This window comes from Actinocorallia populi (genome assembly GCF_002995495.1).
Taxonomy (GTDB): Bacteria; Actinomycetota; Actinomycetes; order Streptosporangiales; family Streptosporangiaceae; genus Actinocorallia; species Actinocorallia populi.
This window is the reverse complement of the sequence record NZ_PVZV01000001.1, coordinates 239,883-265,406: the sequence shown is the minus strand read 5'-3', so window position 1 is coordinate 265,406 and position 25,524 is coordinate 239,883. Positions and strand designations below refer to the sequence as shown.

Here is a 25,524-nt window from a genome sequence, read left to right as displayed (position 1 = left end):
CAGACCGTTCGGCGGGTTCCCGGTGGAGGAGACGGCGAGGACGTGGTCAGAGGGGATGGATACGGAGGGTCTTGTCGGCTGAGGCGGTGGCCAGGGCGGGGGTGCGGGGGGCGAAGGCCAGGGCGCGGACGGGGCCGGTGTGGGCGGTGAGGTCGCGCAAGGGGGTGGCGGAGGCCATGTTCCACAGGAGGGTGGTGCCGTCGTCGCCACCGGAGGCCAGGACGGCGCCGTCGGGAGCGAAGGCTACGGCGCGGACGGGGCCGGGATGATCGGTGAGGACCCGGATGGCGTTGGCGGCGGCGACGTGCCACAGGTAGACGGCCGCGTCGTCGCCGGCCGTCGCCAGGATCTCTCCGTCCGGGCTGAACGCCGCGGAGTTGACTGCGCCGGAGTGGCCGGTGAGCGCTCCCAGGAGACGGCCGGAGCCCGGGTTCCACAGCCGTACGGTGCCGTCGTCGCCGCCGGAGGCCAGGATGGTGCCGTCCGGGCTGAAGGCGACGGCGCGGACGGGCTTGGTGTGACCGGTGAGGACGCGGATCGGCCGCGCGGTGACCCCGCCCCACAGCCGTACCGAGGCGTCGTCTCCGCCGGTGACCAGGACCGTGCCGTCCGGGCTGAACGCCATGGCGTGGACGGGGCCGGGGTGGGAGGTGAGGAGGCGGGAGGTCCGGTCCGTCGCCAGGTCCCGCAGGTGGGCGGTCGCATCGTCGCCGCCGCTGAGGAGCGTGCCGCCGGAACCGAACGCCGTCAGCAGGACGCGGCCGGTCTGGTCCGCCAGTCTCCTGGTCGTGCGGCCGGAGTCCGGGTCCCACAGCCGTACGGTGCCGTCGTCGCCGCCGGAGACCAGGACCGTGCCGTCCGGGTTGAACGCCACCGTGGAGACGGCGCTCGTGTGCCCGGTGAGGACGCGTCCGCCGGACCGGGGAGCCGACGGCGGCGGGTCGGGCGGCGCGGACATGCGGACGATGACCGCTCGCAGGGCCTCGCCCACCCGTGCGGCGGAGGCGGGCCGCCGGTCGGGGTCCTTGGCCAGCAGGTCGAGGACGAGCCGGTCGGCCTCGGCGGGGATCCCCGCCCGTGCCTCGCCCGGCGGGGTCGGCGGCACGTGGAGGTGTTGGCCCATCAGTGCGGGGACCGACGGCCCGGGGAACGGGGTGCCACCGGTCAGCAGGGCGTACAGGATCCCGCCGAGGGCGTAGAGGTCCGTGCGGTGGTCGACCGCGCCGCCGAGCCACTGCTCCGGCGCCATGAAGGCGGGGGTGCCGGTCACCGTGCCGTTGAGGGTGTGGGTGGCCGTCGCCTCCGCGATGCGGGCGATGCCGAAGTCGCAGATCTTGACCCGGTCGCCGTCGAGCAGCATGAGGTTGCCGGGCTTGAGGTCGCGGTGGACGATGCCGTGCCCGTGCGCGGCGGCGAGGGCCTCGGCGACCTGGGCGCCCAGGTCCAGGGCCCGGTCCACCGGCAGCCCGCTCGGGTGCGACTCCAGCTCCCGGGCCAGATCCCTGCCGGGGAGGAACTCCATGACGAGGTACCACTGGCCGTCGTACTCGCCGACGTTGTCGACCGCGGTGATGCCCGGATGGTCGAGCCGGGCGGCGATCCGCGCCTCCTGCTTGAACTTGCTGAGCCATACCGGGCTTTTCGACACGACCTCTCGGTACAGGAACTTGACGGCCACGGAGCGGTCGAGGAGCAGGTCGTCGGCCGCCCACACCTCGCCGAAGCCGCCCCGGCCCACGCTCCGCACCAGGCGGTACCGCCCGGCGAGCTCCAACCCGACCCGCACGTCGCCTCCGATCCCCCGGGGCGGACGGAGACGCCGCAGCCGGGCATTCGATGGATCTTTTCAGGAAGCACCGTCCGCGAGAAGGAGAACCGGATTTCGCTGAAAGGTCCGGAGTAGCATGCGGCGATGGACTGGGGCGCCTTCGAGACGGCATGGCATGACCACGGATGCCGCGTTCTGAGCGGTCTCGCGGAGGCATGTCCAGGCGAGCGGCTGTACGCCGCGGCCTTCCATCTCTTCTACATGGACGACGTCCAGATCCTTTCGCCTGCTCTGGCCGCCAACACCGAGGCGGCGGTACGCGAGGACGGCGGGTACTCGACGCGGTTCGTCCCGTCGGAGTGGGGGTGGGACGTCCTGGACGCCGCGAGCGGCGCGATGTCGCCCTGGTACCGCCGGCTCACCGAGGAGTACCTGGCGTCCGCTGCCACCGAGGCCGAGCAGGACGCGGCGTTGAGCGCGCTCGAGGAGGCGCACGACGCCGCGATGGCCAAGGTCTGCAGGGCGATGACCGCCACAGCGCGCCGGGGCGGCGTCCACCGCTCGCTTCCGTCCGGATTCGTCGTCGCCGTTCTCGAAGGGCAGCGCGGGGACGAGGAGGCCGGCCTGATCCGGGAGAGCGTCGACCCGCGGGTGCTGCCGACGGTCCCCGAACTGGCCGAGTACCTGCGGCGGCTCGAGGAGGCCTGACCCTCGGCGGGTGCGTGGACGGATGAGCGGAAGCCGCGGGTGGTCGCGGCCACGGAGATCACGGGGGCAGCCTGCGAGGGCCCGGGTGCCGTAGTTCGGCACCGGACGGCCGGTGACGGGTGGTCCTCCGTCGGCCGGGCCGCCGGGAGCGACGCGGGCGGTGAACCAGCCGGGGCCGTCGAGGGCGACGGTGCCCTTGCCGGACTCGCCGGTGCCGACCCGCCAGAGGTCCACGAGAAGCCCGTCGGTCTTGGGACCGGCCGGTTCGGGCTGCTGCGGACGGTATCGCTTCCCTGGGTGCTCCCCGAGGTCTCCGCCATAGCGTTCACTCCCAATGTGTTGCAACGGATCGGTGGTGATCGTTGCGTTAGTTTCGAGACTGTTGCAACAATATGCTTGCTTCTACCTGCGTAAACGTAGTTTTTACGCAATGAACTCCTTGCCTAATTTTGGAAAGCAACGTAGCGTTTGCGATGTCAGAAACGACGAGGCGCAGGAGGCCACGATGCGGTTCCCCACCCCCACCCCGATCTCCACCGTCCTGGACGTCCCCGCCGGGCGCATCCAGCTCATCGCCGACGACCGGGCGGACACCACGGTCGAGGTGCGTCCCGCCGATCCTTCCCGGGGTCGTGACGTGAAGGCCGCGGAGCGGATCCGCGTCGAGTACGGCGAGGGCGTCCTGCGGATCGAGGACCCGGCCGCCGACCGGCTCCTCGGGTCCTCGGGGTCGGTCGAGGTGACCGTCCGCCTGCCCGCCGGCTCCGCCCTGAGGGCCAGGACGGCCAGCGCCGAGTTCCGGGTCGTGGGACGGCTCGGCGAGATCGACTACGAGAACGCCCACGGCTGGATCGAGATCGACGAGGCCGCCGGCGCCCGTATCGCCGTCGAAGCCGGTGACGTCCACATCAGCCGCCTCGACGGCCCCGGGCAGATCCGCACCGCCAAGGGCGACATCCGCGTCACCGAAGCCGTGCGCGGAACGCTCGTGCTCGACACCCAGGCGGGCGACCTGACGGTCGGCGCCGCTCCCGGTGTCTCGGCGACCCTGGACGCCGGCACCTCCTACGGCCGGATCACCAACGCCCTCAGGAACACCGAAGGCGCCGCCGCCGGGCTCGCCATCCAGGCCACCACCGCCTACGGCGACATCACCGCCCGCAGCCTCTGACCGCACCCGCGTGCCCCCGGCACGGGACCGCTTTCCACCAGCCGTCCATGCGATGGACGTTCGTCACAGATGTGAAGGAGTACATGATCATGTCCGCCACCACCAACGGTCAGGACCGCCCCGAACTGCAGAAGGTCATCCAGGAGATCGTCGATTCAGGTTTCGTCGGGATGTCGCTGCGGGTGCGTGACGAGCACGGCGAGTGGGCCGGCAGTGCCGGGGCGGCCGAGCTGGGCGGGGATGCGCCGCCGCCGGTCGAGGGGCATGTGCGGATCGGTAGTAACACCAAGACGTTCACCGCGACGGTGGTGTTGCAGCTGGTGGCCAAAGGCCGGATCGCTCTGGAGGATTCGGTGGCGGGTTATCTGCCGGGGTTCGGGCTGGACGAGCGGATCACGGTGCGGATGCTGTTGCAGCACACCAGCGGGGTGTTCAACTTCACCGGTGACTACTACCCCGACTTCGTGCCCGGGATCGTGTGGTCGGGGCGGGAATGGGTGCAAGACCGCCTGCGCGTCTACCGGCCGCAGGAGCTGGTGGAGCTGGCGCTGTCCAAGCCCGCGCGGTTCGCGCCGGGCACGGACTGGAGCTATGCCAACACCAACTACGTGCTGGCCCGGCTGCTGATCGAGAAGGTCACCGGCCGCACGATCGCCCAGGAGATGCAGCGCCTCATCCTGGAGCCCCTCGGCCTGACGGGCACCGTGGTGCCCGACTGCCCGCAGATCCCCGGCCCGCACGCCCACGCCTACTACCGCTACGAACAAGACGGCCAGACCCGGACCGTGGACGTCACGCGTCAGAACCCGTCCTGGATCTCCAGCGGCGGCGACATGATCTCCACCACCCGGGACCTGCAGACCTTCATCACCGCCCTGGTGGGCGGCCGCCTGCTGCCCGCCGGGCTGCTGGCCGAGATGCTCACCCCCGAGGACAAGGCCGGCTACGGCCTGGGAGTGTTCGTCCAGCCCAACGGCGGCGGCACCCTCATCACCCACAACGGCGGCATCTCCGGCCACGCCGCACTGATGTACACCACCCCCGACGGGGCCACCACCCTGACCGCCGCACTGAACTACGTGGACGACGCCGACCTCTCCCTCGGCCCGGCATTCCAGGAAGCCACCCAGCGCCTCGTCCAGGAAGTATTCGGCAGCGGACAGACCAACGAAGCGGCCCAGCCGACGGCTTGAACACTTCGAAAGGGAACCCGCACCGTCACGCAGCAGATAGGACACGAACGGGACCACGCCGGGATCGGCGTGGTCCCGTTGCGTCCGTACGAGCGGAACGTCTTCCGGCGTCCTGGGACAGCTGGAGACCCGGCCCGTGGAGATCTCCATGCCGGACCACCGCGAGCGTCTCGAAGCGGCACGCGCACGCCTCCGGCGAGGAGACGGCCGAGGGCGGAACGCGCGATCAGGACCAGGGCTCGATGGTCAGGCCGCCCAGTTCGTCGATGGCGACGCGGTCTTCGTCGGCGAGGATCGTGATCATCTTCTCGGCCTCGGCCATGGTCACGTTGCGGCGGCGGAAGCAGCGGTTCTCGGGGTCGGGGGAGTCCAGCGAGAGGTCTCCGTCCCGCGTCCACGCGACCTGCACGCAGCCTTCGGAGCGGCCTACGAACCCGGCGAAGTTGCCTTCGTAGGGGGGCAGTTCCAGGAGGACGTTCCTGGCTTCGGCAAGTGACATGGGGACTTCGGCGTTCTCCACGCGGTTCTGGTAACCGCTGTAGAAGACGTGCAGGGGGTGCGGGGCCGTGTCCTCGGGACCGGGCCCGCCCGGCCAGGCGGCGAGGTGGCCGAAGCGGCGGCGGCGCCAGGTCAGGGGGACGTGAATGCGGACGGCGGGTTCGCCGTTCCAGTCGGGGGCGAGGCCGTGGGTGCGGAGCGCCGTGACGACCTCCTCGCCGATCTCGCGGGTCGTGGCGGCGCCGAAGGTGCCGAAGGCCAGGTGGCAGCCGAGACCGGCGGCGGCGCTCTCCATGTCCTGGCGGTGGGCGAAGACGTAGCCGCGGCGTTCCAGGCCGTCGGGGACCTCGCCGTGGATCTCGTCCGTTCCGCAGGCCAGGCAGCAGGTGAAATCGGTGCGGGCGACGATGCCGGCGGTGTTCAGGTCACCGAACGCGCGCAGCAGCCGGTCGGAGTCGAGGACGTCGGGCCAGGTGCGCTGGTCGTCCAGGTAGGACGCGAACTCCTCGGCGACGATCGGCGTGACGTCGGTGGAATCTCCCAGGTGGTCCTTGCAGCGGCTCAGGAGGGCACCGTGGCCGTCCTGCCCCAGGGCGAGATGGAATCTGATGAGTTCGCGTGGATCCGTGACCATGCGGGTGAGTATCACGGACGGGTGGGACGGTTTGCCGGTGAATGGGTTCAAGATCGTTCATGGTGGGGCAACCAAGATCGGTGAAGACCGCCTCCGCCGGTTCATGCGGGATTCACTCCCGCGAATCAAGATCGTTGCCAGCCCGGTGTCCGTCCGGGAGACGAAAGGCGCACGCTCTTGAAGAAGGCACTTTTCTCCGTATTCGCCGCCGGAACCCTCGCCGCGGCCGTCGCGGGTACCGCGACTCCGGCCGTGGCGGCGACCAGCCCCGCCGCCGTCTGCGGCTCCGGGTACGGCATCATCGACTCCCAGACCCTCAAGGGCTCGGTCGTCTACCTGCTCTACAGCGGCTCGGCCGGCCGCAACTGCGTGGTGACGGTCAAGACGACCTCCGTCGGCACCCCCACCCGCACCGGTACCTACCTCCAGGTCCAGAACAAGTCCCCGCTCACCGACGTCGACGACTACTCCTACTACGCCGGGCCGACCCGGGCGAGCGCCGCGGGCCAGTGCGTCAAGTGGGGCGGCGGCACCAACAACCAGTGGTGGTACAGCGGTTTCGAGCACTGCGGCTGAACACCCGGCGGGGCACGGCGCACGACCCGTCGGCCGGATCGGCTGACGGGAGTGCTCCGCTCCCTGCGCGAAGGCCCGGCTCGGGGCATGGGTCCGGAGCCGGGCCTCCCGGCGTTTCAGGCCGGTCGGCTCACGGGTCAGGGGAGGATCGCGTCGGTTCCGCCGGAGGCCGTCCTGTTTTCACAAAAGGATGAAAGCCCTTGGCGGCCGGGAGCATTCTCGAATCCGCCGCCCGTTCCCCCGAGCGGCCGGATGACGGAACGGGTATGTCGGGCGGAGTGGCCTCGATACCCGTCGGGTATATTGCGGGACGCGATTCGGGACGGCATTGAAAAATAGAAATCAGACCTTTGTTTTCCGCTCCCCGTGATCTAGGTTCCCTGCAGAGCCTGATCGTCGGACACCCGCGGGAGCGGGCGGAGGAGTGATCCCATGAGCAAGAAGACCATGTCGCTGCTGGCCCTGTCCTCGCTGCTCGCACTGGGGGCGCAGGCTGCTCCCGTGCAGGCCGCGGCCACGACCTGGAAGGTCGTCAACCCCCATGCCGACGGCGCCTTCACCACGTCGGGTCCGCTGACGGTGAAGAACTCCGCCGGCCGGACGCTCTTCACCTGCGCGAATGTCCCGCTCATAGGCGAGATGAAGAGCCAGTCCACGACCTCCGGCCAGCACCTGGGGAAGTTCACTTCTTACCACCGGATTTCCTGCACCGGCGCCGGTGGAGAAGAATGGGCCGGGATGCTGGGCGTCATGGTGGGGCCCAGCTATTTCAGGGCCACCGGTTTCAACGCCGCGACGGGGACGACCACGGTCACCCACAGCGGGATGACGCCCGCGACCCCGGCCTACATGTTCAGCCAGGTGGGTGCCGGCGCCACCTGTGCCTTCTTCGTCCAGTCCGTGGCGGGGACCTACTCCAACGCCACCTCCACCCTGAAGACCACGACCGCCCAGACCAGGCTCGGGACGCCCGAAGGTCAGGAGCCCTACTGCCAGGGGATGCTGACCGAGGGGGAGACCATCGCGTTCGACGGCGCGCTCAAGTTCAACCCCGCGATCAAGGTCACCGCGACCACCTCCTGACCCGGGGCGCACCGCCGGCCGGATCACCAGCGCATGTGGACCTCCTCGGCCCAGCCGAGGAGGTCTTCGATCCGGATGGTCTCGCCGGAGTCGGTCCTGATGCGACCGGAGTAGTGGCCGAAGCACTGGTCGGCGTTGTTCGCCATGAGCACGGCCTCGGTGCGGGTGCGGCGGTCGTGGAACGGGGTGAAGGTCAGGTCGACCTGGTCGGAGTCCGCGGTGCGCAGGGTCCAGGGGCGCATGAAGTCGGCGGGGTCGTAGTGCCAGTCGATCGGGGAGCCGATCTTGTCGAGGCGGCCGTCGACGCACAGGGCGTTCTCCGTGGCGCCCGTGCCGTCGGTCCATTTGCCGCCGAACTGCAGGCCCACGGTGCGGCCGTCCGTGGTGCCGGAGGCGGCGCCCCAGTTCCAGGTGATGCTGCGGGGCCAGCGGCCTCGGCCGTGGTCGAGGGTCGCCCAGGAGTCCTCGGCGAAGGGCAGGACGCGGTCGCCGACGCGCAGGCTGCCGGAGGCCGGGCGCGCGGTGTGCTTGGAGGTGAACTGGAAGCGCTTCTCGTCCCAGGGGACCACGACGCTGAGGGTCTCGTGGCCTTCCGGCAGCGCGGCGAAGACGTCCAGCTCGACGGGGCGCCTGTCGGGGGACACCGCGCGCGCCCGCAGGCGGGTGCCGCCCTGTTCGTGGGTGAGCGAGACCCGCACCTGGCCTCCGACGGGCTTCTCCGGGCCGACCACCACGTCGCCGCCGTACGGGCCGCCGCTTCCGGCGATGCCCTCCGGCAGGGAGACCCCGCGGCCGAAGGGGACCAGCGCGGTGCGGTCGAACTCGACGGCGGGCCGCCCGTCCCGCGCGTACTCCAGGACGTAGAACGAGTTGAGGGCCATGAAGTCGAGGTCGCTGACGGTCACCGCGACCAGGTGGGTCGGGGAGGTGACGCACCAGTACTCCCAGCGCTTCGTCCGGCCCCAGCCGCTCAGGTTGGCGCGGTGCAGCGGGGTGCGCGACCAGCCCGCGGCGGCGGGGTTCAGCCGGCCGTCGGGGCCGCACAGGTCGGTGGCCGCGATGATCTCTGGTTCGTGCGTGGTCACTGGCCACCGTCCTGGTCTGTGCGGGCCGGGCCACCGGGACCCGGCAGGTCGGCGCTCGAACGCCGGGCGGCGTCGGCGAAGTAGGCGGCGAGCAGGTGCCCGGTCTGCTCGATCAGGGCGGTGTCGCCCTCGCGGGAGTTGCGGAAGGCCAGCTCCAGGCCCGCGCCGGCGGCCTGGATCGCGAGGCTGGTCACGCGGTAGGGGTCGGTCAGCGGGGGCAGCCCGGCCTCCTCGACCGCGAACCGGTAGAGCCGTTCGGCGAGGATGTCGCCGCCCGCCTCGGTGGTGCCCTCGGGCAGGTACTTCTCGCCGCCGGGGCGGGCCTCGCCGAAGTCGACGACGGTGAAGCCGGGGATCAGCCGCCGCATCTGCACCGTCTCCTCGATGACGATCCGCCCCGCGCGCGGCCAGGTCAGCCCGGGTTCCTCCGCGGCGCGGGCGCGCAGCCGCCCGATCAGGATGTCCAGGTGGCGCAGGGCCAGCTGGCGCAGCAGGCCGAGCCTGCCCTCGAAGAACTGGTACACGGTGCCGGTGGGGACCCCGGCCCTGCGGGCGACCTCGGTGATGGTCAGGCCGTCGGAGCCGACCTCGTCGAGGAGTTCGGCGCAGGCGTCGAGGATGCGCTCGACGCGTTCGCGGCTGCGCTGCTGCACCGGTGTGCGGCGCACCCCTTGACTCTCCACGGCACAGTCATAACATGGCGACCCGTCATGTTCTAACATGGCGCCTCCTCATGTTTCAGTTAAGGCAGGTGACGGCCGTGACGGAGCTCGCCAGGCCCGCGGCCCGCGACGACGACCGGTTCCCGGACGTCTCGCTGCGTTGGATGTCCCTTCTGGCGCTGGTCCAGCTCGGCGTGATCATGGCCTCGAACGCGTCGACGCAGATCCTGCTCCCCTCGCACGTCGAGCGCATCGACGCCCTCCACAAGGAGGCGTCGCTCGCCCTCGTCTTCGCGGTCGGCTCGATCGTCACCGCGATCGCCAACCCGCTGGCCGGGGCCCTGTCGGACCGCACCCGCACCCGGTTCGGGCGGCGGCGGCCGTGGGTGGTCGCCGGATCCCTCCTGGCCGCGGCCTCCCTGGGGTTCCTGGGCGCGCAGCACTCGATCGCCGGCCTCGTCCTCGGCTGGGCGCTGGCGCAGCTGGCGTTCACGCTGGTGCTGGCCACCGCGGTCGCCGCGGTGCCCGACCAGGTCCCGGTCGGCCAGCGCGGCAGGGCCTCCGCGCTGGCCGGAGTGGCGGTCCTGATCGGCCCGCTGATCGGCGGCGCCGTGGTGACCTTCGCGGTCGAGGACCTGCTGGCCGGGTACCTGGCCATGGGCGCGCTGCTGCTGGTGGTGGCCCTGCCGTTCCCGCTGCGCTACCGCGAGCCCGCGCTGCCGCCGCCCGGACCGCGCCGGCCGATCTGGTCCGGGCTCTGGGTCGACCCGAAGCGGCATCCGGACTTCGCCTGGGCCTGGCTCAGCCGCTTCCTGGTGAACCTGTCGCTCTCGATGGGCATCGGCTACCTCCTGTACTACCTGCGGGATTCGCTGCGCTACGAGAGCCTCTTCCCCGGCTCCACGAACCAGGAGGGCGTGCTGGTCATGGTGACGGTCTTCTCGCTGAGCAGCGTCCTCCCCGGCCTCGCGGCGGGCTGGTGGTCGGACCGCAGCGGCCGCACCCGCGTCGTGGTCTTCACCGGAGGCGCCGTGATGGCCCTCGCCGCGCTGACCCTCGCCTTCGGCGACAACTGGACCGCGGCCCTGGTCGCGGCCGGGCTGCTGGGCGCCGGCACCGGCATCTTCGTCTCCGTCGACCAGGCCATGGTGACCCGGCTGCTGCCCGCCGACGCCGACCGCGGCAAGGACCTGGGCGTGGTGAGCCTGGCCAACTCGCTCGGGTTCGTCCTCGGCCCGGTGGTCGCCGCGCCGCTGGTCACCTCGGCGGGCGGCTACCCCCTGATGTACGGCGTCGCGGCGCTCGCCGCGCTGACCGGGGCCTCACTGGTCTGGAGGATCCGAGGTGTTCGCTGACGACGCGGTCGTCCACCACCGACTTCGGCACGGCGCCCGTGGCGCTGTCGCGGCACCCCGGGCTCTCCTGGCCGGCGACCCGCTCGAAGACGGGATGCTCCCGCCGGACACTTCCGTGTGGCTCTCCACCACCGGGATCTGAGGAACGGAAAGACCTTCCATGCTCGACGAGTACCCGCGCCCGCAACTCACCCGCGACAGCTACCTGAACCTCAACGGGCGGTGGGACTACGCCATCACCGCCGCGGACGCCGCCGAACCGGAGACGTACGACGGCGAGATCCTGGTGCCCTACTCCCCGGAGGCCGAGCTGTCCGGCGTCCGGCGGACGCTGGAGCCGGACCAGGCGCTGTGGTACCGGCGCGCCCTGGTGCTGCCCGAGGGGTTCGTCCGGGACCGGGTGCTGCTCCACTTCGGCGCGGTGGACCAGAGTTGCGAAGTGCTGCTCAACGGGGTGGCGGTGGGCGATCACGTGGGGGGCTATCTCCCGTTCGCCCTGGACGTGACCGAGGCGCTGGTCCCGGGGGAGAACACCCTGGTGGTGAAGGTGCGGGACGTGACGGACACCGCCCACCACTCGCGCGGCAAGCAGCGCGGCGAGCACGGCGGGATCTGGTACACCCCGCAGTCGGGCATCTGGCAGACCGTCTGGGCCGAGTCCGTGCCGGCGGCGCACGTCCGGAGCCTGGTCATCGTCCCGCACCTCGCGAAGGCGTGCGTGGAGATCACCGTGCGCGCGGAGGCCGCCGAGGGGCGGACCGCCCGCATCGACGTACTGCGCGAGGGCGCCGTGATCGCGACCGCGGAGGCCGGGCCCGGCGAGCCGGTCCGCCTGCCGGTCGAGGACGTCCGGCCGTGGACGCCCGAGGACCCGTTCCTGTACGACGTCGAGGTCCGCCTCGGCGAGGACCGGGTGCGCGGCTACTTCGGCATGCGCTCGTTCGGCGTCGGCCCGGACGCGTCCGGCCTGCCCAGGCTCCTGCTCAACGGCCGCCCGTACTTCCACGCCGGGGTCCTCGACCAGGGCTACTGGGAGGGGGGCCTGTACACGCCGCCGTCCGACGAGGCGATGGTGCGCGACATCCAGGCCGTGAAGAACCTCGGCTTCACCATGCTGCGCAAGCACATCAAGATCGAACCGCTGCGGTGGTACCACCACTGCGACCGGCTCGGCATCCTGGTCTGGCAGGACATGGTCAACGGAGGCGGCCGCTACCACCCGGCGGCCGTGACGCTCCCGGCCGTCGCCCCCTTCGTCCGGCTGCGCGACGACCGGCTCGGCGCGGTCCGCCGCTTCGGCCGCGCCGACGCCGCCGGCCGCGCGCAGTTCGCACGCGAGCTGCGCGCCACCGTCGAGCACCTGCGCAACGTGGTCAGCCTGGCCGTCTGGGTGCCGTTCAACGAGGGCTGGGGCCAGTTCGACGCGGCCCGGGTCGCGGCCGAGCTCGCCGAACTCGACACGACCCGGAGCGTCGACCACGCCAGCGGCTGGCACGACCAGGGCGGCGGCGACCTGCGCAGCCTGCACGTCTACTTCCGCCGCTTCCGGGTCCCCCGCCAACGGCGGCGCCGGGACCGCCGGGTGCTCGCGCTGACGGAGTACGGCGGCTACAGCCTGGCCGTCGACGGGCACCGCAGCAGCGAAAAGCTCTTCGGCTACCGCCGCTACCGCTCCTCCGAGGACCTGACCCGCGCCTTCCAGCGCCTCCACGAGGAGCAGATCATCCCGGCGATCCCGCGCGGGCTGAGCGCCACCGTGTACACCCAGCTGAGCGATGTGCAGGACGAGATGAACGGCCTGCTCACCCAGGACCGCGAGGTCGTGAAACTGCACGGCGAAACCGTCCGCTCCGTGATCTCGCGGCTCCGCTACGAGTGACCCGCACCACCTTCGGGACGGGACGTCAGTACTCGGCCGCGGTGGCGTCGGGGAGCTGCGGAGGGCAGGCGCCTCCAGGGCGCGTCGCGAGTTCGAAGTGCCACATCTCGTTGGCGTAGACCTGGCAGAGTCCGAACGCGGCGCCCCGGCGGCCGAGCCAGTCGGCGGCGTCGGTCGGGCCGATGTCCACGGCCTCCCCCCGGACATGGGCCGATTTCTCGGGTGGAAGGACGTAGCGTTTCGCCTCTTCCCGGCTGCCGTACTGGGTGACCGCCTGGTCGAACAGCCGGCGTTGGTAGTCGGCGCTGCGCCAGCCGGAGGTGATGAACAGGTCCACGCCGTCGGTCTTGGCCCGCGCCGCCGCCTGGCGGACGGCTCGCAGCAGCCGCGGGTCCAGTTCGGTGAGGGCGACGTGGTCGGTCTCGAAGGGGCTCAGGCCGCGGTCGTCGGCGATGCGCCCGTCGCCTCGGGGCGCCGGGGCCGTCGCCGAACCGGGGGCCGCGGAGCCGGGCCGGACGTCCGGTGCCGGCGGACGGCCGCAGCCGCTCAGGACCAGGGCGCTCGCGGCTCCGATCAGGGGCAGAAGAAGACGAGATCGCATGCGCCCACCGCACCGCAGCCCGTGTCACCAGGCCGTATGCCTTTCCGCATACCTTTTCGATAGACGTGCTTGCATAAGGTGACACGGCCGGTGATGGTCGAGGGAGAAGCGGGGTCCGATGCGTGTGCTCGTCGTCGAGGACGAGGTCTATCTCGCCGAGGCGATCCAGAACGGCCTGCGGCTGGAGGCGATCGCGGCCGACCTCGCCCCGGACGGCGAGGCGGCACTGGAGCGGCTCGGCGTCCACGATTACGACGTCGTGGTGCTCGACCGCGACCTTCCCGGCGTGCACGGGGACGAGGTGTGCCGGAGAGTGGTCGAGCGGGGCCTGGGCTGCCGGGTGCTCATGCTCACCGCGGCGGCCGGCCTCACCGACAAGCTCGACGGCTTCCGGCTGGGCGCCGACGACTACCTGACCAAGCCGTTCGACCTGCCCGAACTCGTGGTGAGGCTGCGTGCCCTGGCCCGCCGCCCGGCGCGGGGGACGCCGCCGGTCGTCGAGTACGCCGGGATCAGGCTCGACCCGTTCCGCCGCGAGGTCTACCGGGCGGGACGCTACGTGGCACTCGCCCGCAAGCAGTTCGCCGTCCTGGAGATCCTGATGACCGCGCGCGGCGGCGTCGTCAGTGCGGAGGAACTGCTGGAACGGGCATGGGACGAGAACGCCGACCCGTTCACCAACGCCATTCGCATCACGATCTCGTCGCTGCGGGCCCGGCTGGGCGAGCCCTCCGCCATCGCCACGGTGCCGGGCGTCGGCTACCGGATGGACGACGGGAGCCCCCGGCCGTGACCGCGCGGTTGCGCCTCACCCTGGGCTACGCGTGCTTCCTCGTGGGCGCGGGGGCGGTCACCATGGCGATCCTCTATCTGGGGATGCGGTACGTGCCCAACTACCCCCTCACCGCGGCGAACCCCCGGGACACGAGGACGGCTCCTTCGCGTGAGGAGATCCTCGACACCCTGGTGACGGCGTCGGGCGCCGCGCTGGCGGTACTGGCGGTGATCGGGTTGGCCGGCGGCTGGCTGCTGGCCGGATGGGTCCTGCGGCCGCTCCAGCACATCAACCGGGCGGCCGTGCGCGCCGCGAACGGCTCCCTCGACCACCGCATCCGGCTGACGGGCCGCAAAGACGAGTTCACCGATCTCGCCGACACCTTCGACACCATGCTCGACCGCCTGCAGCGCTCGTTCGACGAGCAGCGGCGCTTCGCCGCCAACGCCTCCCACGAGCTGCGCACCCCGCTGGCCATCACCCGGACCATGCTGCAGGTCGCCCTCGCAGACCCCGACGGTCCGGACGACCGCCTCCTGACCAGGCTGTACGAGACCAACCAGCGCGGCATAGAGATCATCGACGCGCTTCTCCAGCTGTCCTCGCTCGACAGCACCCCCTTGACCACCGCCCCGGTCGATCTGGCCGCCGTCGCCGCGCAGGCACTGGAGGCGTGCGGCGCCGAAGCCGCCCAACGCGGCATCGCCGTCTCCGCCGACCTGCGGCCCGTCACCGTCCAGGCCAGTGACGTCCTCCTGCGGCGGGCCATCGGCAACCTCCTCGAGAACGCCGTCCGCCACAACCTCTCCTCCGGCGGCTCCCTCACCATCACCACCGGCCCCGACTCCGCCGAAGGCGGCCGCGCGCTCCTCACCGTCACCAACACCGGCCCGCGCCTTCCCGCCGACGCCGTCGAGACCTACCTGGAACCCTTCCTCCGCGGCCGAGGCCGTACCGCCGACCCTGATCCCACCCGCCGCGGCCACGGTCTCGGTCTCGCTCTCACCTCCCGCATCACCGCCGCCCACCACGGCACCCTCCGCCTTGTCGCCGCCCCCCAAGGCGGCCTCACCGTCCGGCTCTTCCTCCCCGGACAGGCCGAGGAGCGAGCAGCGCAGGTCACGGAGCCGTCCGGGCCTTCTCCCTGACGGGAGGCCGATCACAGGCGACGCCTCAAGGGCGCCCGTTCGTGCCGGTCGGATGATCGCGGCCCGGCAGAGCGTCAGTGGTCGGGTTTGACGAGCACGTCGACGGAACGCAGGTCGCGGTGCGCGGTGTGCACTTCGACGAGGTCGGCCAGGGCGTCGCGGCCGAGCAGCCGGTAGGCGTCGACGAGAAGGCGCCGGGACTGCTGCCGGTGGTCGTCGCGGTCCATCCAGTGCAGTTCGCCGCCCACGGCGAGGGCGAGGGCGGGTCTGCCGGCCGCCAGCTCCTGCTCGGCCCGCGTGATCCATTCGGCGGCCTCGGGAGTGCCGTTCCGGAAGGCCGACAGGCGGCTGCTCGACTGCGACGAGTGCGGATCGCCGCTGTCCGGCGGCAGGGCGGGGAAGATCGAGGGGAAGCCGGAAGGCCGCGCCGCCGATGCCCAACGCGGTTTTCCGTCGGTCTCCAGGGCCTGGTACTCCGCAGGGGCGAACCATTCCAGGGCGGCGACGAGAGGCTGGAGTATTTCCGCCTCCTCGCCGCTGTCGCCGTAGTCCGACATCGCCATGGAGACGATGTCGCGCAGCTCCATGATCAGGGCCGGGAAATGGTTGGTCCAGGTCTCCGCGGAATCGCGGGCGTAGTTGTGTGCGACGAACGAGGGGAGTTCGGCCGGGTCGTCGTACCAAAGGCCGTAATGCAGCCCGTCGGAGCCGCCCGTCATCACCGTCACGAATTCGGCGGGGTCGCACCGGAAGCGGCCGTGGAGCCGCTCGTCCAGCCCGTCGCGGCCCACCAGCCGCAGCCCGTCGTCGCCGAAGTAGTCGGAGACGCCGAACGGGCCCACGCCCAGGTGGCCGAGCGCCTGCCGTTCTGCGGAATCGGCGCTCTTCCACAAGGCGCAGAACACGGCGAGGTGGCGGGGGAGCCGCAGTCCGTAAACCTGCTGGACCCTTTCCGAGACGGCGGGGAAACGCTCCCACATCGTTTCGAGAGCTGCTTGCCTTCGTGTGTCGTCATCCATTGGTGCATGGTAATGGCTTATCGCTGGAGTTTGCCGGATTTATTGATTTCCGCAGGCTTTCGTGCGGATGTGGAAGCCCTGCCGCTTCTCACTGCTTTGCGTGGTCCCAGGCCCCCGGGGAGCGGTAGTGGTTGGTGTGGCCTTCCCTGAGGACCGCGCTCAGCGTGGCGAGGTGCTCGGTTCCGGGCGGAAGTTCGAGCCGCTCCAGAAGGGCGAGGGCGGCACGGGGTTCGAGGTCGCCGTAGACGTCGTGGTAGCTGAGGAGGAGGCCCCTGAACAGCGCGGGGTGCAGTTCAGGGAACCCCGCCACGGCCTGGTGGACGGGGAGCTTGATCGTCCAGGGGACGGGGCCGGAGACCTCCAGCACCCGGCGGACCCTCCGGATCAGCGGATCGCGGGTGATCTCGTCGAGCCGGCCACCGCGCTGGAGTTCCCCGATGTCGGCGCCCAGCACCTCGGCGAAGGCGGTCTCCACGGTGGCGTGGTTCTCGAACCAGTCCACCCACAGGGAGTAGGAGACGTTCTCGGCGATCTGCGGCGCCTCGAGTCTGCGGCGGTAGGCGTCCCAGAGCGCCTCGTTCACCTGCGGGTTCTTCTCCGCCTTCACCATGAAGCCGATCTCGGCGGTCACCCAGAACTCGTCGAGCAGGTCCAGCATCCCGAAACCGAGCCGAAGCCGCTCGACCGGTTCGAGTTCGGAGTCGTTCAGGGCCGCCTGCGCCCATTCGTGCGCCACTTCGCACGCCGTCAGCCGTGCATCCGGCTCCTCGGCGCTGGTCCAAACGCCGGCACTGATCTCTACGACGCCGTCGGCCGCCAGCCAGCTCCGCGCGTACTCCCGATCGTTCCCGTCCACACCCGTCAGTGTGGATCGCCGGTCAAGACGCCACTTCCGGAAGGGGCGTTCGACGGCGAGGCATCCGGCGCGGTCGTGGTCGTGGAGTGCGGCGGCTCCCCGGTGTCCTGCCTGCTCAGGGCCCTGTCGCAGCGGCTTCGGCCGTGCGGTTGCTTTTTGTGAGGGCAGAGGCTACAGTTAGTAGCGGTTGTAGTTGTGGTTCCCATAGACGTTCTATGCGCCCCGCAGGCATCTGGCTGGCGGTGGCGCATTTTTGTTTGACAGGTTCTACCTGACGGGGTCATTTCGGCAGCTGGGAGCTCGTAAGGTGCGGGCTCCGTGCATGCCTCCAGAGGAGAATTCAGACATGGCTACTGGCACCGTGAAGTGGTTCAACGCGGAAAAGGGCTTCGGCTTCATCGAGCAGGACGGCGGCGGCGCTGACGTCTTCGCCCACTACTCGAACATCGCCGCCCAGGGCTTCCGCGAGCTGCAGGAGGGCCAGAAGGTTTCCTTCGACGTCACCCAGGGCCAGAAGGGCCCGCAGGCGGAGAACATCGTTCCCGCCTAAGGCTTCACCTCCCACGGGGGCTCGAATCCGCAGAGATTCGAGCCCCTGTGGGCTGTCTGCCCCACACCTGGTTCGTACTTGGATTCGTCTCCTCGATACGTGCCGCATCGAGGAAGGTCGATCCGATGACCCGTACACCCCAGCCCCAGCAACGCAGACCGCGTCGCTCGAACGCCCCCCGCAAATCCTCCCGGCCCGCCGCCCGGCACGACGAGTTCGCGATGCCGGTCAACGTCGTTCCCGCGCTCCCGCCGGTCGAGGAGTTCGCGGCGATGGACATGCCGGCCCCGCTGCTGGCCGTCCTCGCCGAGCAGGGCCTGACCGCCCCGTTCCCGATCCAGGCCGCGACGCTCCCCAACGCGCTCGCCGGCCGTGACGTGCTCGGCCGCGGCCGCACCGGCTCCGGCAAGACGCTCGCCTTCGGGCTCGCCGTGCTCTCCCGGATCGCCGGCAGGCGCGCCGAGCCGGGCAGGCCCCTGGCCCTGGTGCTGGTGCCGACCCGCGAGCTCGCCCAGCAGGTCACCGACGCGCTCACCCCGTACGCCGACGCCGTGCGGGTCCGCCTCACCACGGTCGTGGGCGGCATGTCCATCGGCCGGCAGGCCTCGGCGATCAAGCGGGGCCGCGAGGTCGTCATCGCGACCCCCGGCCGGCTCGCCGACCTGATCGACCGCGGTGCCGTGCAGCTCGACCAGGTCGGCATCACGGTGCTGGACGAGGCCGACCAGATGGCCGACATGGGCTTCCTGCCGCAGGTGACCCGGCTGCTCGACCAGGTCGAGGCCGGCGGCCAGCGCATGCTGTTCTCCGCGACCCTCGACCGCAACGTCGACCGGCTGGTCCGGCGGTTCCTCGACGACCCGGTCACCCACTCGGTCGACCCGTCGGCCGGCGCGGTCACCACGATGGAGCACCACCTCCTGTACGTCTCGGACGGCGGGAAGATGGACGCCACCGTCCACATCGCCGCCCGCGAGGGCCGCACCATCATGTTCGTCGGCATGAAGCACGCCGCCGACCGCCTCACCAAGAAGCTGCTGTCCAGCGGCGTCCGCGCCGCGGCCCTGCACGGCGGCAAGTCCCAGCCGCAGCGCAACCGGACCCTGGAGCAGTTCCGCACCGGCGAGGTCAACGTGCTGGTCGCGACCAACGTGGCGGCCCGCGGCATCCACATCGACGGCCTCGACATGGTCGTCAACATCGACCCGCCGACCGACCACAAGGACTACCTGCACCGCGGCGGCCGTACGGCCCGCGCGGGCGAGTCCGGCACGGTCGTCACCCTGGTCCTGGCCGACCAGCGCCGCGAGATGGACCAGATGATGCGCACCGCGGGCATCACCCCCCACGAGGCGCGTGTCGCCGCGGGCGAGGACCTCCTCACCCGCATCACCGGCGCCCGCGCGCCCTCCGGCATCCCGGTGGTCATCGCCTCCGTGCCCGCTCCCGCCGCGCCTCGCGCCGCCCAGGGCGGCCGCCGCCGCTCCGGTTCCGGCAACCCCCGCCGCGTCGGCCACGGCCGCCCGCGGGCGGCCGCCGCCCGCTAGCCCGGCACCAGCACGAACGGCGTACACCCCTGGCGGTGTGCGCCGTTTCGCGTTCCCGCCACCCTGTGGCAGAGCCGACGCGCAGGGTGATGGGGCCCTTCCCGGATGTGCCAGGGCGTGGTACTCAGCTAGAAGTGCGAAAAATATTCGCCTTTGGAGGGTGCCCGCCATGCCTCATGGGAATCTCGCCACTCGTGCCGTCCTCACCGTCCTGACCGCGACGGCCGTTCTCGGCGGATTGGTCCACGGAGCCGCGCCGAGCCGCGCCGAACCCGTCCCCCCGCGTGAGGACGCGGTCGAAGTCAGCGGGGAGCCCTTCAGCGGGACCTCGCCGGACGGGCTGGTGCGCGGCTACGCCGACCTGCACAGCCACCTGATGTCGTACGAGGGCTTCGGCGGCAGGGTGATGTGCGGGAGCGTGTTCGACGAGGGAGGGGTCGCGGAAGCGCTGAAGGACTGCCCCGACCACGGGACCGACGGCTCGACGGCCTGGTTCGAGAACCTCGTCAGCACGGGGAGCCCGTTCGGGAAGCACGACACCGAGGGCTGGCCGACGTTCGAGGACTGGCCCAGCAGGAGCTCGCGGACCCACCAGCAGGCTTACCACACCTGGATCGAGCGGTCCTGGCGCGCGGGGCAGCGGCTGCTGGTCAACCACCTGGTGTCCAACCGGACCCTCTGCGAGGTGTACCCGCTGAAGAAGCACCCCTGCGACGAGATGAGCTCGATCCGGCTCCAGGCGGAACGCACGTACGATCTCCAGGAGTACATCGACGGGCGCAGCGGAGGGCCCGGCCGGGGCTGGTTCCGGATCGTGCGCGGGCCGGACGAGGCGCGCCGCGTCATCGAGCAGGGGAAGCTCGCGGTCGTGCTGGGCGTCGAGACCTCCGAACCGTTCGGGTGCAGGCAGGTCCGCGGGCGGGCGCGGTGCACCGAGAAGCAGATCGACGACGGGCTGGACGAGATGCAGCGGCTCGGGGTCGGCTCCATGTTCCTCTGCCACAAGTTCGACAACGCGCTGTGCGGGGTCCGCTTCGACCCCGACACCACCGGGCTCGTCCTCAACATCGGCAACTTCCTGGGAAGCGGCCGCTTCTGGCAGGCCGACACCTGCAGGCGACCCGAACGCGACAACACGATCTCGCCGGCGAACGAGTTCACCTCCGTGCTCGCGGGCCCGCTGGCGCACCTGAGACCGCTCGGCCTCACGGTGCCCGCCTATCCCGAGCCGCCGCACTGCAACATCAACGGGCTCACCGACCTCGGCGCGTACGCGGTCAAGGGCATGATCAAGCGCGGAATGCTCGTCGAGGTCGACCACATGAGTGTCGAGGCGGCCGACCGGACGCTGTCGATCCTGGAACAGGAGGACTACCCGGGAGTGGTCTCCAGCCACAGCTGGACCGACCGCAACTTCCTCCAGCGCATCTACCGGCTCGGCGGGATGGCCACCTCCTACGCTTCCGCCGCCGACGGCTTCGTCGCGAGCTGGCGCCAGGCGCGGAAGGCGAGCGTCCCCGGTGATTTCTTCGGCTTCGGCTTCGGCCTGGACGCCAACGGCATGGGCCCGCTCCCCGGCCCCCGCGGCGGCAACGCGGCGAACCCGGTGCGCTACCCGTTCACCTCTCCGTTCGACCCTGGCGTGCGGCTGGACCGCCAGCGGACCGGCGAACGCGCCTGGGACGTCAACACCGAGGGCGTCGCCAACTACGGCCTGATCCCCGACTGGCTCGCCGACGTCCACACCGTCGGCGGCGACGAGATCATCACCGACATGTCACACGGTGCGGAGGCCTACCTGCGCATGTGGGAGAGGTCCCGCGACTGACGGCCGCCCCGGTGGAGGACCTCCCGCTCCCACCGGTGCCTCGGCTGTCCGTGCAGCCGCCAGTAGTGCTCGGCGATGTCGTCCGGGTCGAAGTCCGTGCCCGGGGCGACCGGGCCGTCCACGGTGACGGTCGCCACGTGGACGCCGGAGGGCCCGTACTCCCGGTCGAGGAGCGCCACCAGCGTCCGCACTCCGGCCTTGCCGAGCGAGAGGCTGACGTACTGCGGTTTCGGCTCGGGCATCCCGCCGGTGATGATGAACGAACCGCCGCCGCGCCGCGCCATCTCCGGCAGGACGTGGGCGGCGGCGGTGACCGCTCCGACCACGTTGACGGCCCAGGCGTCCAGGTGGGCCCGCACGGACAGCTCTCCCAGCGCGTCGGCCCGGACGACCGCGGCGTTGTACACCACGACGTCCGGCGGCCCGAGCTCGTCGGCCGCCCTGTCGAGCGCGGCGCGCAGCGCGGTGTCGTCGCTGCTGTCGGCGGCCAGGGCGGCGACCCGCACCCCGCTGGGGGCGAGGTCCCGGGCCGCGGCGCTCAGCGTCTCCGCACCGCGTGCGATGAGGGCGATCGGCAGTCCCTCCCGGGCGAACCGGCGGGCGACGGCCCGGCCGATGCCCGGACCCGCTCCGATGACCACTGCTCCGGACATCCCTGTCTCCTTGTTCGGTCGTGATCGGTGACAATGGGGACGTTAAGGCGTCACATCGGTGTGAAGGTCAACCGCGGAGGGACCCGTGCGGATCGGAGATCTCGCCGGCGCGACAGGCGTCAACCGGCGGTTGTTGCGCTACTACGAGGAGCAGGGCCTGCTCCGGCCGGTACGGCTCGCCAACGGTTACCGCGAGTACTCCGAGTCGGACGTGACCGCGGTACGCCATATCCGGGGGCTTCTCGCCGCGGGTCTTCCCACCGCCGTCATCGCCCGCCTTCTCCACTGCGTCCACGACGAAGGCGAGCGGCTCGTGCCGTCGGGCTGTCCGGGCATGGTCACCGATCTGCGGCGGGAGCGCAGCCGCGTGACCGGGGAGATCACCAGGCTTCAGGAGTCCCGGCGGGCACTCGACACCCTGCTCGCCTCCGCCTCGGAGCGGTCCGCGGACGGGGCGGACGACCTCGGGTGAGGCTCGTCCGGCGGGCCGGTCCGGTGCGCCGCGGGTCGGGGGGAACGGGCCGCGTCAAAGCCGCGGACGGTGCGCGGACGTGTCCGGCCCTGCGCTTGCACGGCGAAGGTCCGGCTCGGGACGCTGGTCCCGAGCCGGACCCGGTTCGTTCTCGCGGCACCGGCCGGTGGCGCGGCCTCAGGTCTCAGTACCTGCTGTAGTGGCTCCCCTTGTCGTAGTGGCTCCCCTTGTCGTGGTGACGCCACTTGTCGTGGTGGTCCCCCCTGTGCCACTTACCGTGGTGGTCCCACTTGTCGTGGTGGCGGTGCTTCCACTTGTGGTGGTACTTCCATCCGTGGTGCTTCCAGTACTTGCGGTGGTGGTCCTTCCACCAGTCGCGGTCGCAGTCGTGCTTCCACCGGCAGTCCCGGGCCTGGACCGACGCCTGGGCCGACGCGGTGACGCCCGTGGCGGCCTCCGCCGAGGTCGCCATGGCGGGCGCGCCGAGCAGGGCCGTGCCGAGGACCGCGACGCCGAGCGTTCTCCTGATCATGCCTGCCTCCGGAGTGAGGGTGTGACTCGTGGCTTCCACCTGTCGTCCGGATACCGAGGCTAGGCGGCCACGGGCCGTCACCGAGTACCGAGAACCGTCGCTGTTGTTCTGCGATGAACCAAGAAAAACTAGAAGTCGCTCCTTTTCCTAAAGAAAAGCTGTGTTGTCAGAGTGTTCCGCGAAAAAGGTAGATCGCGGAGAAGACCGGTGCGGTGTGACCGGTCACGTGATCAGGGGCTGCTCGTCGAGCTCGGTCAGTTTCACGGTGTAGAGGCCGCCGCGCTCGGCCTTCACGTCGGTCACCTTGAGCTGGGTGCCGGGCGGGAGGATGAACTCCTCCTCGCCGGTGAAGGCCGAGAAGTCGCGGATGCCCACGGCGCGCACGGGGGTCACCTCGAAGAGCGTCCGCTTGCCGCGGCCGCCCAGGAAGGACCGGGCCACGCTGAGCTTCGACGTGCACGAGGACACGCCCCACCACGTCACGGTCCGGCCGAGGGGGTACTGCGCCCGCAGGTCCAGCGACACTCCGCGCCACAGCGGCTCCCTGCGGGCGGGGAGGCGCGACACGGCGGCGAAGAGAAGCCGCAGGTACGGCAGGTACGGGACGGCCCGGGTGCGGTCGGGGTTGCGCAGGGTGGCGTTGATCTGCCGGTAGAAGGCCGATTCGCAGGTGTAGAGGTAGAGCGCCGCGATCTCGTCGGCGGACAGGCCCTCGGTCACTCCGTCCGCCTGCATCTTGCCGAACTCGTAGGAACGCCGGACGTAGGAGTCGAGCCCCGAAAGCAGCTTGGCCACCGGGGCGATGGTCTCGCGGAAGTCCATGAGGGGGGAGTCGAACACACCGGTGATCGCGGGGAGGACCAGCCCCTCGTCCTTGACGCTCGCGAGGCGTTCGAGGTAGAGCTTGTGCGCCTCCATCGTGGAGGTGATGAACGCTCCCATGCGTTCCGCCGTGTCCGCGTCGGGTCCGCCGCCCTGGGACGTGGGCCTGTTCCAGCCCTTGCGGGGCAGCCAGTCGACCTCGTCGGCCCCGAGCGACCTGAGCGCCGTGTTCACCGCGCCGAAGTGGTCTCCGTCGCAGAAGATGTCGCCCTGCGCCGCGGGGTTGGGGTGGTCGATGTGGCAGACCTCGACGTCGGGGTACTTCTGCTGGAGCCGCAGCACGATCTGCTTGAGGCCGCGGGCGTGGACGCCCCACCAGGCGAACACCACGCCCCGGTCGTCCTCGTCGGCGTTCTGCTTGGCCTTCAGGATCTCCTCGACGATCCGCTCGACGACCGGGCGCCAGAACGCGGTGTGCTGGTCGGTGGCCATCACGCCGCTGCTGCTGGCGGTGAGCGCCGCGTTCAGCAGCAGCACGCCCTGCGTGAGCATCGCCTGGAACCATTCCGGCGGCTGCACGGTCTCCTGCTTCTTCAGGAGCGCACGGATATCGGCGATGGGCGTCTTCTTGGGGATGCCGTATTTCCACATCGCCGCGGCCTTGATGATGCAGCGGATGGAGACGACCCGCCCGAACTGGCTGTCCTTCCAGTCGTGGAAGGTGTTGTCGAACATGGCGATTCCGGTGGCGCTCTCGGGGCGCGGATACGGATTCTGGCCGAAGACGACGACTTTCCATTTGTGCGGCGGGTTGGGCTTGAGCGCCTGGAAGGTCAGTTCCCGCACGGGCACGACCTCCGGGCTGCGGCCGGGGCCGATGAACGTGGCCGCGGCCGGATTCCCTTCGATGACCGGCTTCAGCAGGGGCAGCCACGGCTCGCCGCCGCCCTCGAAGAGTTCGGCGAGAGCCAGCGGGTCATGCGGGTCGGGCCGGTCGGAGGCGTCGCTCATCGTGGACTCCAGGATTGGCGAAAAGTACCGTTGTCGGCACGGGGCTGTCGAGACGGAATCGCTCGCGTAAAAGCCCTGGCCACGATGTCCGGAAACCGGGGGAGCGGATGGTGTTTCCGCCGCGGTCATCGTCTTTCAGGGCTTGGTTCGCGGCAGAGTAACACCGGGGTATGACACCCGCAATCGCACCGAACGGGCGCGGTCCTGCGGCCGGTAATGGTTTGTCGGTGGGCCGCGGTAGTTTCGCCGGTGTTGGAAAGCCCCTCTTGGAGACCGGAGTGAGTCATGGCCGTCGATCGGGTGAAACCGCAGCTCAGGGTCGTGCTGGCGGACGTCAACACGAAAGTCGTGGAGGCCTGGCTGGCGGCGTTCGCCGACACCCCGGAGGTCGACATCCACCGCGGGTCGATCCTCGACCAGCACGTCGACGCCTGGGTCACCCCGACCAACTCCCGCGGGCGGATGGACGGCGGGACCGACGCGGTCATCAAGCGGCACCTCGGCGCGGGCATCCAGCTCCGCGTCCAGCGGGCGATCCGCGACCGGTTCGAGGGGCGGATGCCGGTCGGAAGCGCCGTGTGCGTACCGTCCGGGGCGACCAACCCGAAGTTCCTGATCTCGACGCCGACGATGGAGAGTTCGGCGCAGGACGTCAGCCGGACGCTGAACGTGGCACTGGCGTGCGCCGCGGCCTTCCAGGCCGTCCACATGCAGAACGAGAGGGCGCAGGGCGGCATCGCGTCGGTGGCGCTGGTCGGGATGGGCGCGGCGACGGGCCAGGTGCCGCCCCGGGTGTGCGCCAACCTGATGTGGACGGGCTACACCCTGTTCAAGGACCACTCGTTCCGCGACTACGACGACCTGCGGGAGACGGTCCGCGCGCAGCTCGACGACATCGAGAACGCCAGCGAGGACGAGCGGGTGCGCATCAGGCCGCCCAAGCGCCCCGGCTCCCGCGGCTGAGCGCCGACCGCGGCCTCGCGCGGATCATGCCCGTTCCGCGCGTCACGCGACCCACGTCCGCCCGGCGCCGCGCCAGCCGGTCCCCAAGCCGCGGTCCCGCCCCTCGCGACGACCTCTGCGGCGGGGCTGCTCGTG

Annotated in this window: 24 protein-coding genes; 14 read left to right on the top strand and 10 right to left on the bottom strand. The window is 70.8% G+C overall.

Translation table 11 applies throughout. From position 1 onward, the window contains the following. Positions 1-46: 46 nt before the first annotated feature. Positions 47-1,786, bottom strand: coding sequence for a WD40 repeat domain-containing serine/threonine protein kinase (locus C2865_RS01355; protein WP_106396429.1), 1,740 nt, complete (start codon positions 1,784-1,786; stop codon positions 47-49). A gap of 126 nt (positions 1,787-1,912) precedes the next feature. Between C2865_RS01355 and C2865_RS01350 the strand changes: the two genes are divergently transcribed. The 3 genes from C2865_RS01350 to C2865_RS01340 all read left to right on the top strand — a co-directional run bounded on the left by C2865_RS01350 (position 1,913) and on the right by C2865_RS01340 (position 4,840). After that, positions 1,913-2,476, top strand: a complete 564-nt coding sequence (locus tag C2865_RS01350; RefSeq protein WP_106396428.1) for a DUF4303 domain-containing protein — start codon at positions 1,913-1,915, stop codon at positions 2,474-2,476. Between the two features lie 505 nt (positions 2,477-2,981). Then, positions 2,982-3,647, top strand: coding sequence for a DUF4097 family beta strand repeat-containing protein (locus tag C2865_RS01345; protein ID WP_106396427.1), 666 nt, complete (start codon positions 2,982-2,984; stop codon positions 3,645-3,647). Between the two features lie 89 nt (positions 3,648-3,736). Further along, positions 3,737-4,840: a serine hydrolase domain-containing protein gene (locus C2865_RS01340; protein ID WP_198652811.1), complete on the top strand. Its 1,104-nt coding sequence runs from the start codon at positions 3,737-3,739 to the stop codon at positions 4,838-4,840. A gap of 226 nt (positions 4,841-5,066) precedes the next feature. On the opposite strand, the gene C2865_RS01335 is transcribed toward C2865_RS01340, so the two are convergent. Next, entirely contained in the window at positions 5,067-5,972 is a 906-nt protein-coding gene (locus tag C2865_RS01335; RefSeq protein ID WP_157963505.1) for a DUF6891 domain-containing protein, read from the bottom strand. A gap of 177 nt (positions 5,973-6,149) precedes the next feature. On the opposite strand from C2865_RS01335, the gene C2865_RS01330 reads away from it, so the two are divergent. After that, positions 6,150-6,548: an acetyltransferase gene (locus C2865_RS01330; RefSeq protein WP_106396424.1), complete on the top strand. Its 399-nt coding sequence runs from the start codon at positions 6,150-6,152 to the stop codon at positions 6,546-6,548. A 432-nt stretch (positions 6,549-6,980) separates the two neighbouring features. Beyond that, positions 6,981-7,631, top strand: a complete 651-nt coding sequence (locus tag C2865_RS01325; protein WP_106396423.1) for a hypothetical protein — start codon at positions 6,981-6,983, stop codon at positions 7,629-7,631. Positions 7,632-7,654: 23 nt separating this feature from the next. Here C2865_RS01325 and C2865_RS01320 read toward each other — a convergent pair whose 3' ends face one another. Both C2865_RS01320 and C2865_RS01315 read right to left on the bottom strand, forming a co-directional pair. Then, a complete protein-coding gene (locus C2865_RS01320; protein WP_106396422.1) occupies positions 7,655-8,716 on the bottom strand; it encodes a DUF2804 domain-containing protein in 1,062 nt (353 codons plus the stop codon). Then, positions 8,713-9,384, bottom strand: coding sequence for a TetR/AcrR family transcriptional regulator (locus C2865_RS01315; RefSeq protein WP_198652810.1), 672 nt, complete (start codon positions 9,382-9,384; stop codon positions 8,713-8,715). Before C2865_RS01315 ends, C2865_RS01320 begins: the two co-directional genes overlap by 4 nt. A 92-nt stretch (positions 9,385-9,476) precedes the next feature. Between C2865_RS01315 and C2865_RS01310 the strand changes: the two genes are divergently transcribed. Then, positions 9,477-10,733, top strand: a complete 1,257-nt coding sequence (locus tag C2865_RS01310; protein ID WP_157963504.1) for an MFS transporter — start codon at positions 9,477-9,479, stop codon at positions 10,731-10,733. A gap of 160 nt (positions 10,734-10,893) precedes the next feature. Further along, positions 10,894-12,612 carry a glycoside hydrolase family 2 protein gene (locus tag C2865_RS01305; RefSeq protein ID WP_106396419.1) on the top strand — a complete coding sequence of 573 codons (1,719 nt, stop codon included), beginning with the start codon at positions 10,894-10,896 and terminating at the stop codon, positions 12,610-12,612. Between the two features lie 25 nt (positions 12,613-12,637). Here the strand turns inward: C2865_RS01305 and C2865_RS01300 are convergent, their stop codons facing one another. Beyond that, the gene (locus C2865_RS01300; protein WP_106396418.1) at positions 12,638-13,213 is read right to left on the bottom strand and encodes a M15 family metallopeptidase; all 576 of its coding nucleotides are present in this window, start codon (positions 13,211-13,213) and stop codon (positions 12,638-12,640) included. Positions 13,214-13,331: 118 nt separating this feature from the next. On the opposite strand from C2865_RS01300, the gene C2865_RS01295 reads away from it, so the two are divergent. Both C2865_RS01295 and C2865_RS01290 read left to right on the top strand, forming a co-directional pair. Next, positions 13,332-14,006 carry a response regulator transcription factor gene (locus tag C2865_RS01295; RefSeq protein ID WP_106396417.1) on the top strand — a complete coding sequence of 225 codons (675 nt, stop codon included), beginning with the start codon at positions 13,332-13,334 and terminating at the stop codon, positions 14,004-14,006. Next, entirely contained in the window at positions 14,003-15,136 is a 1,134-nt protein-coding gene (locus C2865_RS01290; RefSeq protein WP_232835281.1) for a sensor histidine kinase, read from the top strand. Before C2865_RS01295 ends, C2865_RS01290 begins: the two co-directional genes overlap by 4 nt. Before the next feature lie 74 nt (positions 15,137-15,210). Here the strand turns inward: C2865_RS01290 and C2865_RS01285 are convergent, their stop codons facing one another. Next, positions 15,211-16,116, bottom strand: a complete 906-nt coding sequence (locus C2865_RS01285) for an ADP-ribosylation family protein (protein WP_157963503.1) — start codon at positions 16,114-16,116, stop codon at positions 15,211-15,213. Positions 16,117-16,243: 127 nt separating this feature from the next. Further along, positions 16,244-17,011 (bottom strand): hypothetical protein, encoded by a 768-nt coding sequence (locus C2865_RS01280; protein WP_106396415.1) that lies wholly within the window; start codon positions 17,009-17,011, stop codon positions 16,244-16,246. A gap of 346 nt (positions 17,012-17,357) precedes the next feature. On the opposite strand from C2865_RS01280, the gene C2865_RS01275 reads away from it, so the two are divergent. The 3 genes from C2865_RS01275 to C2865_RS01265 all read left to right on the top strand — a co-directional run bounded on the left by C2865_RS01275 (position 17,358) and on the right by C2865_RS01265 (position 20,936). Further along, entirely contained in the window at positions 17,358-17,561 is a 204-nt protein-coding gene (locus tag C2865_RS01275; protein ID WP_034275260.1) for a cold-shock protein, read from the top strand. Between the two features lie 125 nt (positions 17,562-17,686). Further along, the gene (locus C2865_RS01270; protein ID WP_106396414.1) at positions 17,687-19,108 is read left to right on the top strand and encodes a DEAD/DEAH box helicase; all 1,422 of its coding nucleotides are present in this window, start codon (positions 17,687-17,689) and stop codon (positions 19,106-19,108) included. Positions 19,109-19,277: 169 nt separating this feature from the next. Then, positions 19,278-20,936, top strand: coding sequence for an amidohydrolase family protein (locus C2865_RS01265; RefSeq protein ID WP_106396413.1), 1,659 nt, complete (start codon positions 19,278-19,280; stop codon positions 20,934-20,936). Here the strand turns inward: C2865_RS01265 and C2865_RS01260 are convergent. Next, the gene (locus C2865_RS01260; RefSeq protein ID WP_106396412.1) at positions 20,903-21,589 is read right to left on the bottom strand and encodes an SDR family NAD(P)-dependent oxidoreductase; all 687 of its coding nucleotides are present in this window, start codon (positions 21,587-21,589) and stop codon (positions 20,903-20,905) included. The genes C2865_RS01265 and C2865_RS01260 overlap by 34 nt on opposite strands. A gap of 85 nt (positions 21,590-21,674) precedes the next feature. On the opposite strand from C2865_RS01260, the gene C2865_RS01255 reads away from it, so the two are divergent. Further along, positions 21,675-22,061, top strand: a complete 387-nt coding sequence (locus C2865_RS01255) for a MerR family transcriptional regulator (RefSeq protein ID WP_106396411.1) — start codon at positions 21,675-21,677, stop codon at positions 22,059-22,061. A 184-nt stretch (positions 22,062-22,245) separates the two neighbouring features. Here C2865_RS01255 and C2865_RS01250 read toward each other — a convergent pair whose 3' ends face one another. Together C2865_RS01250 and C2865_RS01245 are read right to left on the bottom strand one after the other, a co-directional pair. Continuing rightward, positions 22,246-22,593 (bottom strand): hypothetical protein, encoded by a 348-nt coding sequence (locus C2865_RS01250; protein WP_106396410.1) that lies wholly within the window; start codon positions 22,591-22,593, stop codon positions 22,246-22,248. A 222-nt stretch (positions 22,594-22,815) separates the two neighbouring features. Continuing rightward, a complete protein-coding gene (locus C2865_RS01245) occupies positions 22,816-24,426 on the bottom strand; it encodes an ADP-ribosyltransferase domain-containing protein (RefSeq protein WP_106396409.1) in 1,611 nt (536 codons plus the stop codon). A gap of 285 nt (positions 24,427-24,711) precedes the next feature. Between C2865_RS01245 and C2865_RS01240 the strand changes: the two genes are divergently transcribed. Then, the gene (locus tag C2865_RS01240) at positions 24,712-25,389 is read left to right on the top strand and encodes a macro domain-containing protein (RefSeq protein WP_106396408.1); all 678 of its coding nucleotides are present in this window, start codon (positions 24,712-24,714) and stop codon (positions 25,387-25,389) included. Positions 25,390-25,524 lie beyond the last annotated feature (135 nt).

Coding starts and splice junctions, on each gene's coding strand:
- C2865_RS01275 (WP_034275260.1), top strand. CDS start 17,358: ATGGCTACTGGCACCGTGAAGTGGTTCAACGCGGAAAAGGGCTTCGGC.
- C2865_RS01300 (WP_106396418.1), bottom strand. CDS start 13,213: ATGCGATCTCGTCTTCTTCTGCCCCTGATCGGAGCCGCGAGCGCCCTG.
- C2865_RS01240 (WP_106396408.1), top strand. CDS start 24,712: ATGGCCGTCGATCGGGTGAAACCGCAGCTCAGGGTCGTGCTGGCGGAC.
- C2865_RS01295 (WP_106396417.1), top strand. CDS start 13,332: ATGCGTGTGCTCGTCGTCGAGGACGAGGTCTATCTCGCCGAGGCGATC.
- C2865_RS01260 (WP_106396412.1), bottom strand. CDS start 21,589: ATGTCCGGAGCAGTGGTCATCGGAGCGGGTCCGGGCATCGGCCGGGCC.
- C2865_RS01350 (WP_106396428.1), top strand. CDS start 1,913: ATGGACTGGGGCGCCTTCGAGACGGCATGGCATGACCACGGATGCCGC.
- C2865_RS01250 (WP_106396410.1), bottom strand. CDS start 22,593: ATGATCAGGAGAACGCTCGGCGTCGCGGTCCTCGGCACGGCCCTGCTC.
- C2865_RS01340 (WP_198652811.1), top strand. CDS start 3,737: ATGTCCGCCACCACCAACGGTCAGGACCGCCCCGAACTGCAGAAGGTC.
- C2865_RS01285 (WP_157963503.1), bottom strand. CDS start 16,116: ATGTGGGAGCGTTTCCCCGCCGTCTCGGAAAGGGTCCAGCAGGTTTAC.
- C2865_RS01345 (WP_106396427.1), top strand. CDS start 2,982: ATGCGGTTCCCCACCCCCACCCCGATCTCCACCGTCCTGGACGTCCCC.
- C2865_RS01305 (WP_106396419.1), top strand. CDS start 10,894: ATGCTCGACGAGTACCCGCGCCCGCAACTCACCCGCGACAGCTACCTG.
- C2865_RS01335 (WP_157963505.1), bottom strand. CDS start 5,972: ATGGTCACGGATCCACGCGAACTCATCAGATTCCATCTCGCCCTGGGG.
- C2865_RS01325 (WP_106396423.1), top strand. CDS start 6,981: ATGAGCAAGAAGACCATGTCGCTGCTGGCCCTGTCCTCGCTGCTCGCA.
- C2865_RS01265 (WP_106396413.1), top strand. CDS start 19,278: ATGCCTCATGGGAATCTCGCCACTCGTGCCGTCCTCACCGTCCTGACC.
- C2865_RS01270 (WP_106396414.1), top strand. CDS start 17,687: ATGACCCGTACACCCCAGCCCCAGCAACGCAGACCGCGTCGCTCGAAC.
- C2865_RS01245 (WP_106396409.1), bottom strand. CDS start 24,426: ATGAGCGACGCCTCCGACCGGCCCGACCCGCATGACCCGCTGGCTCTC.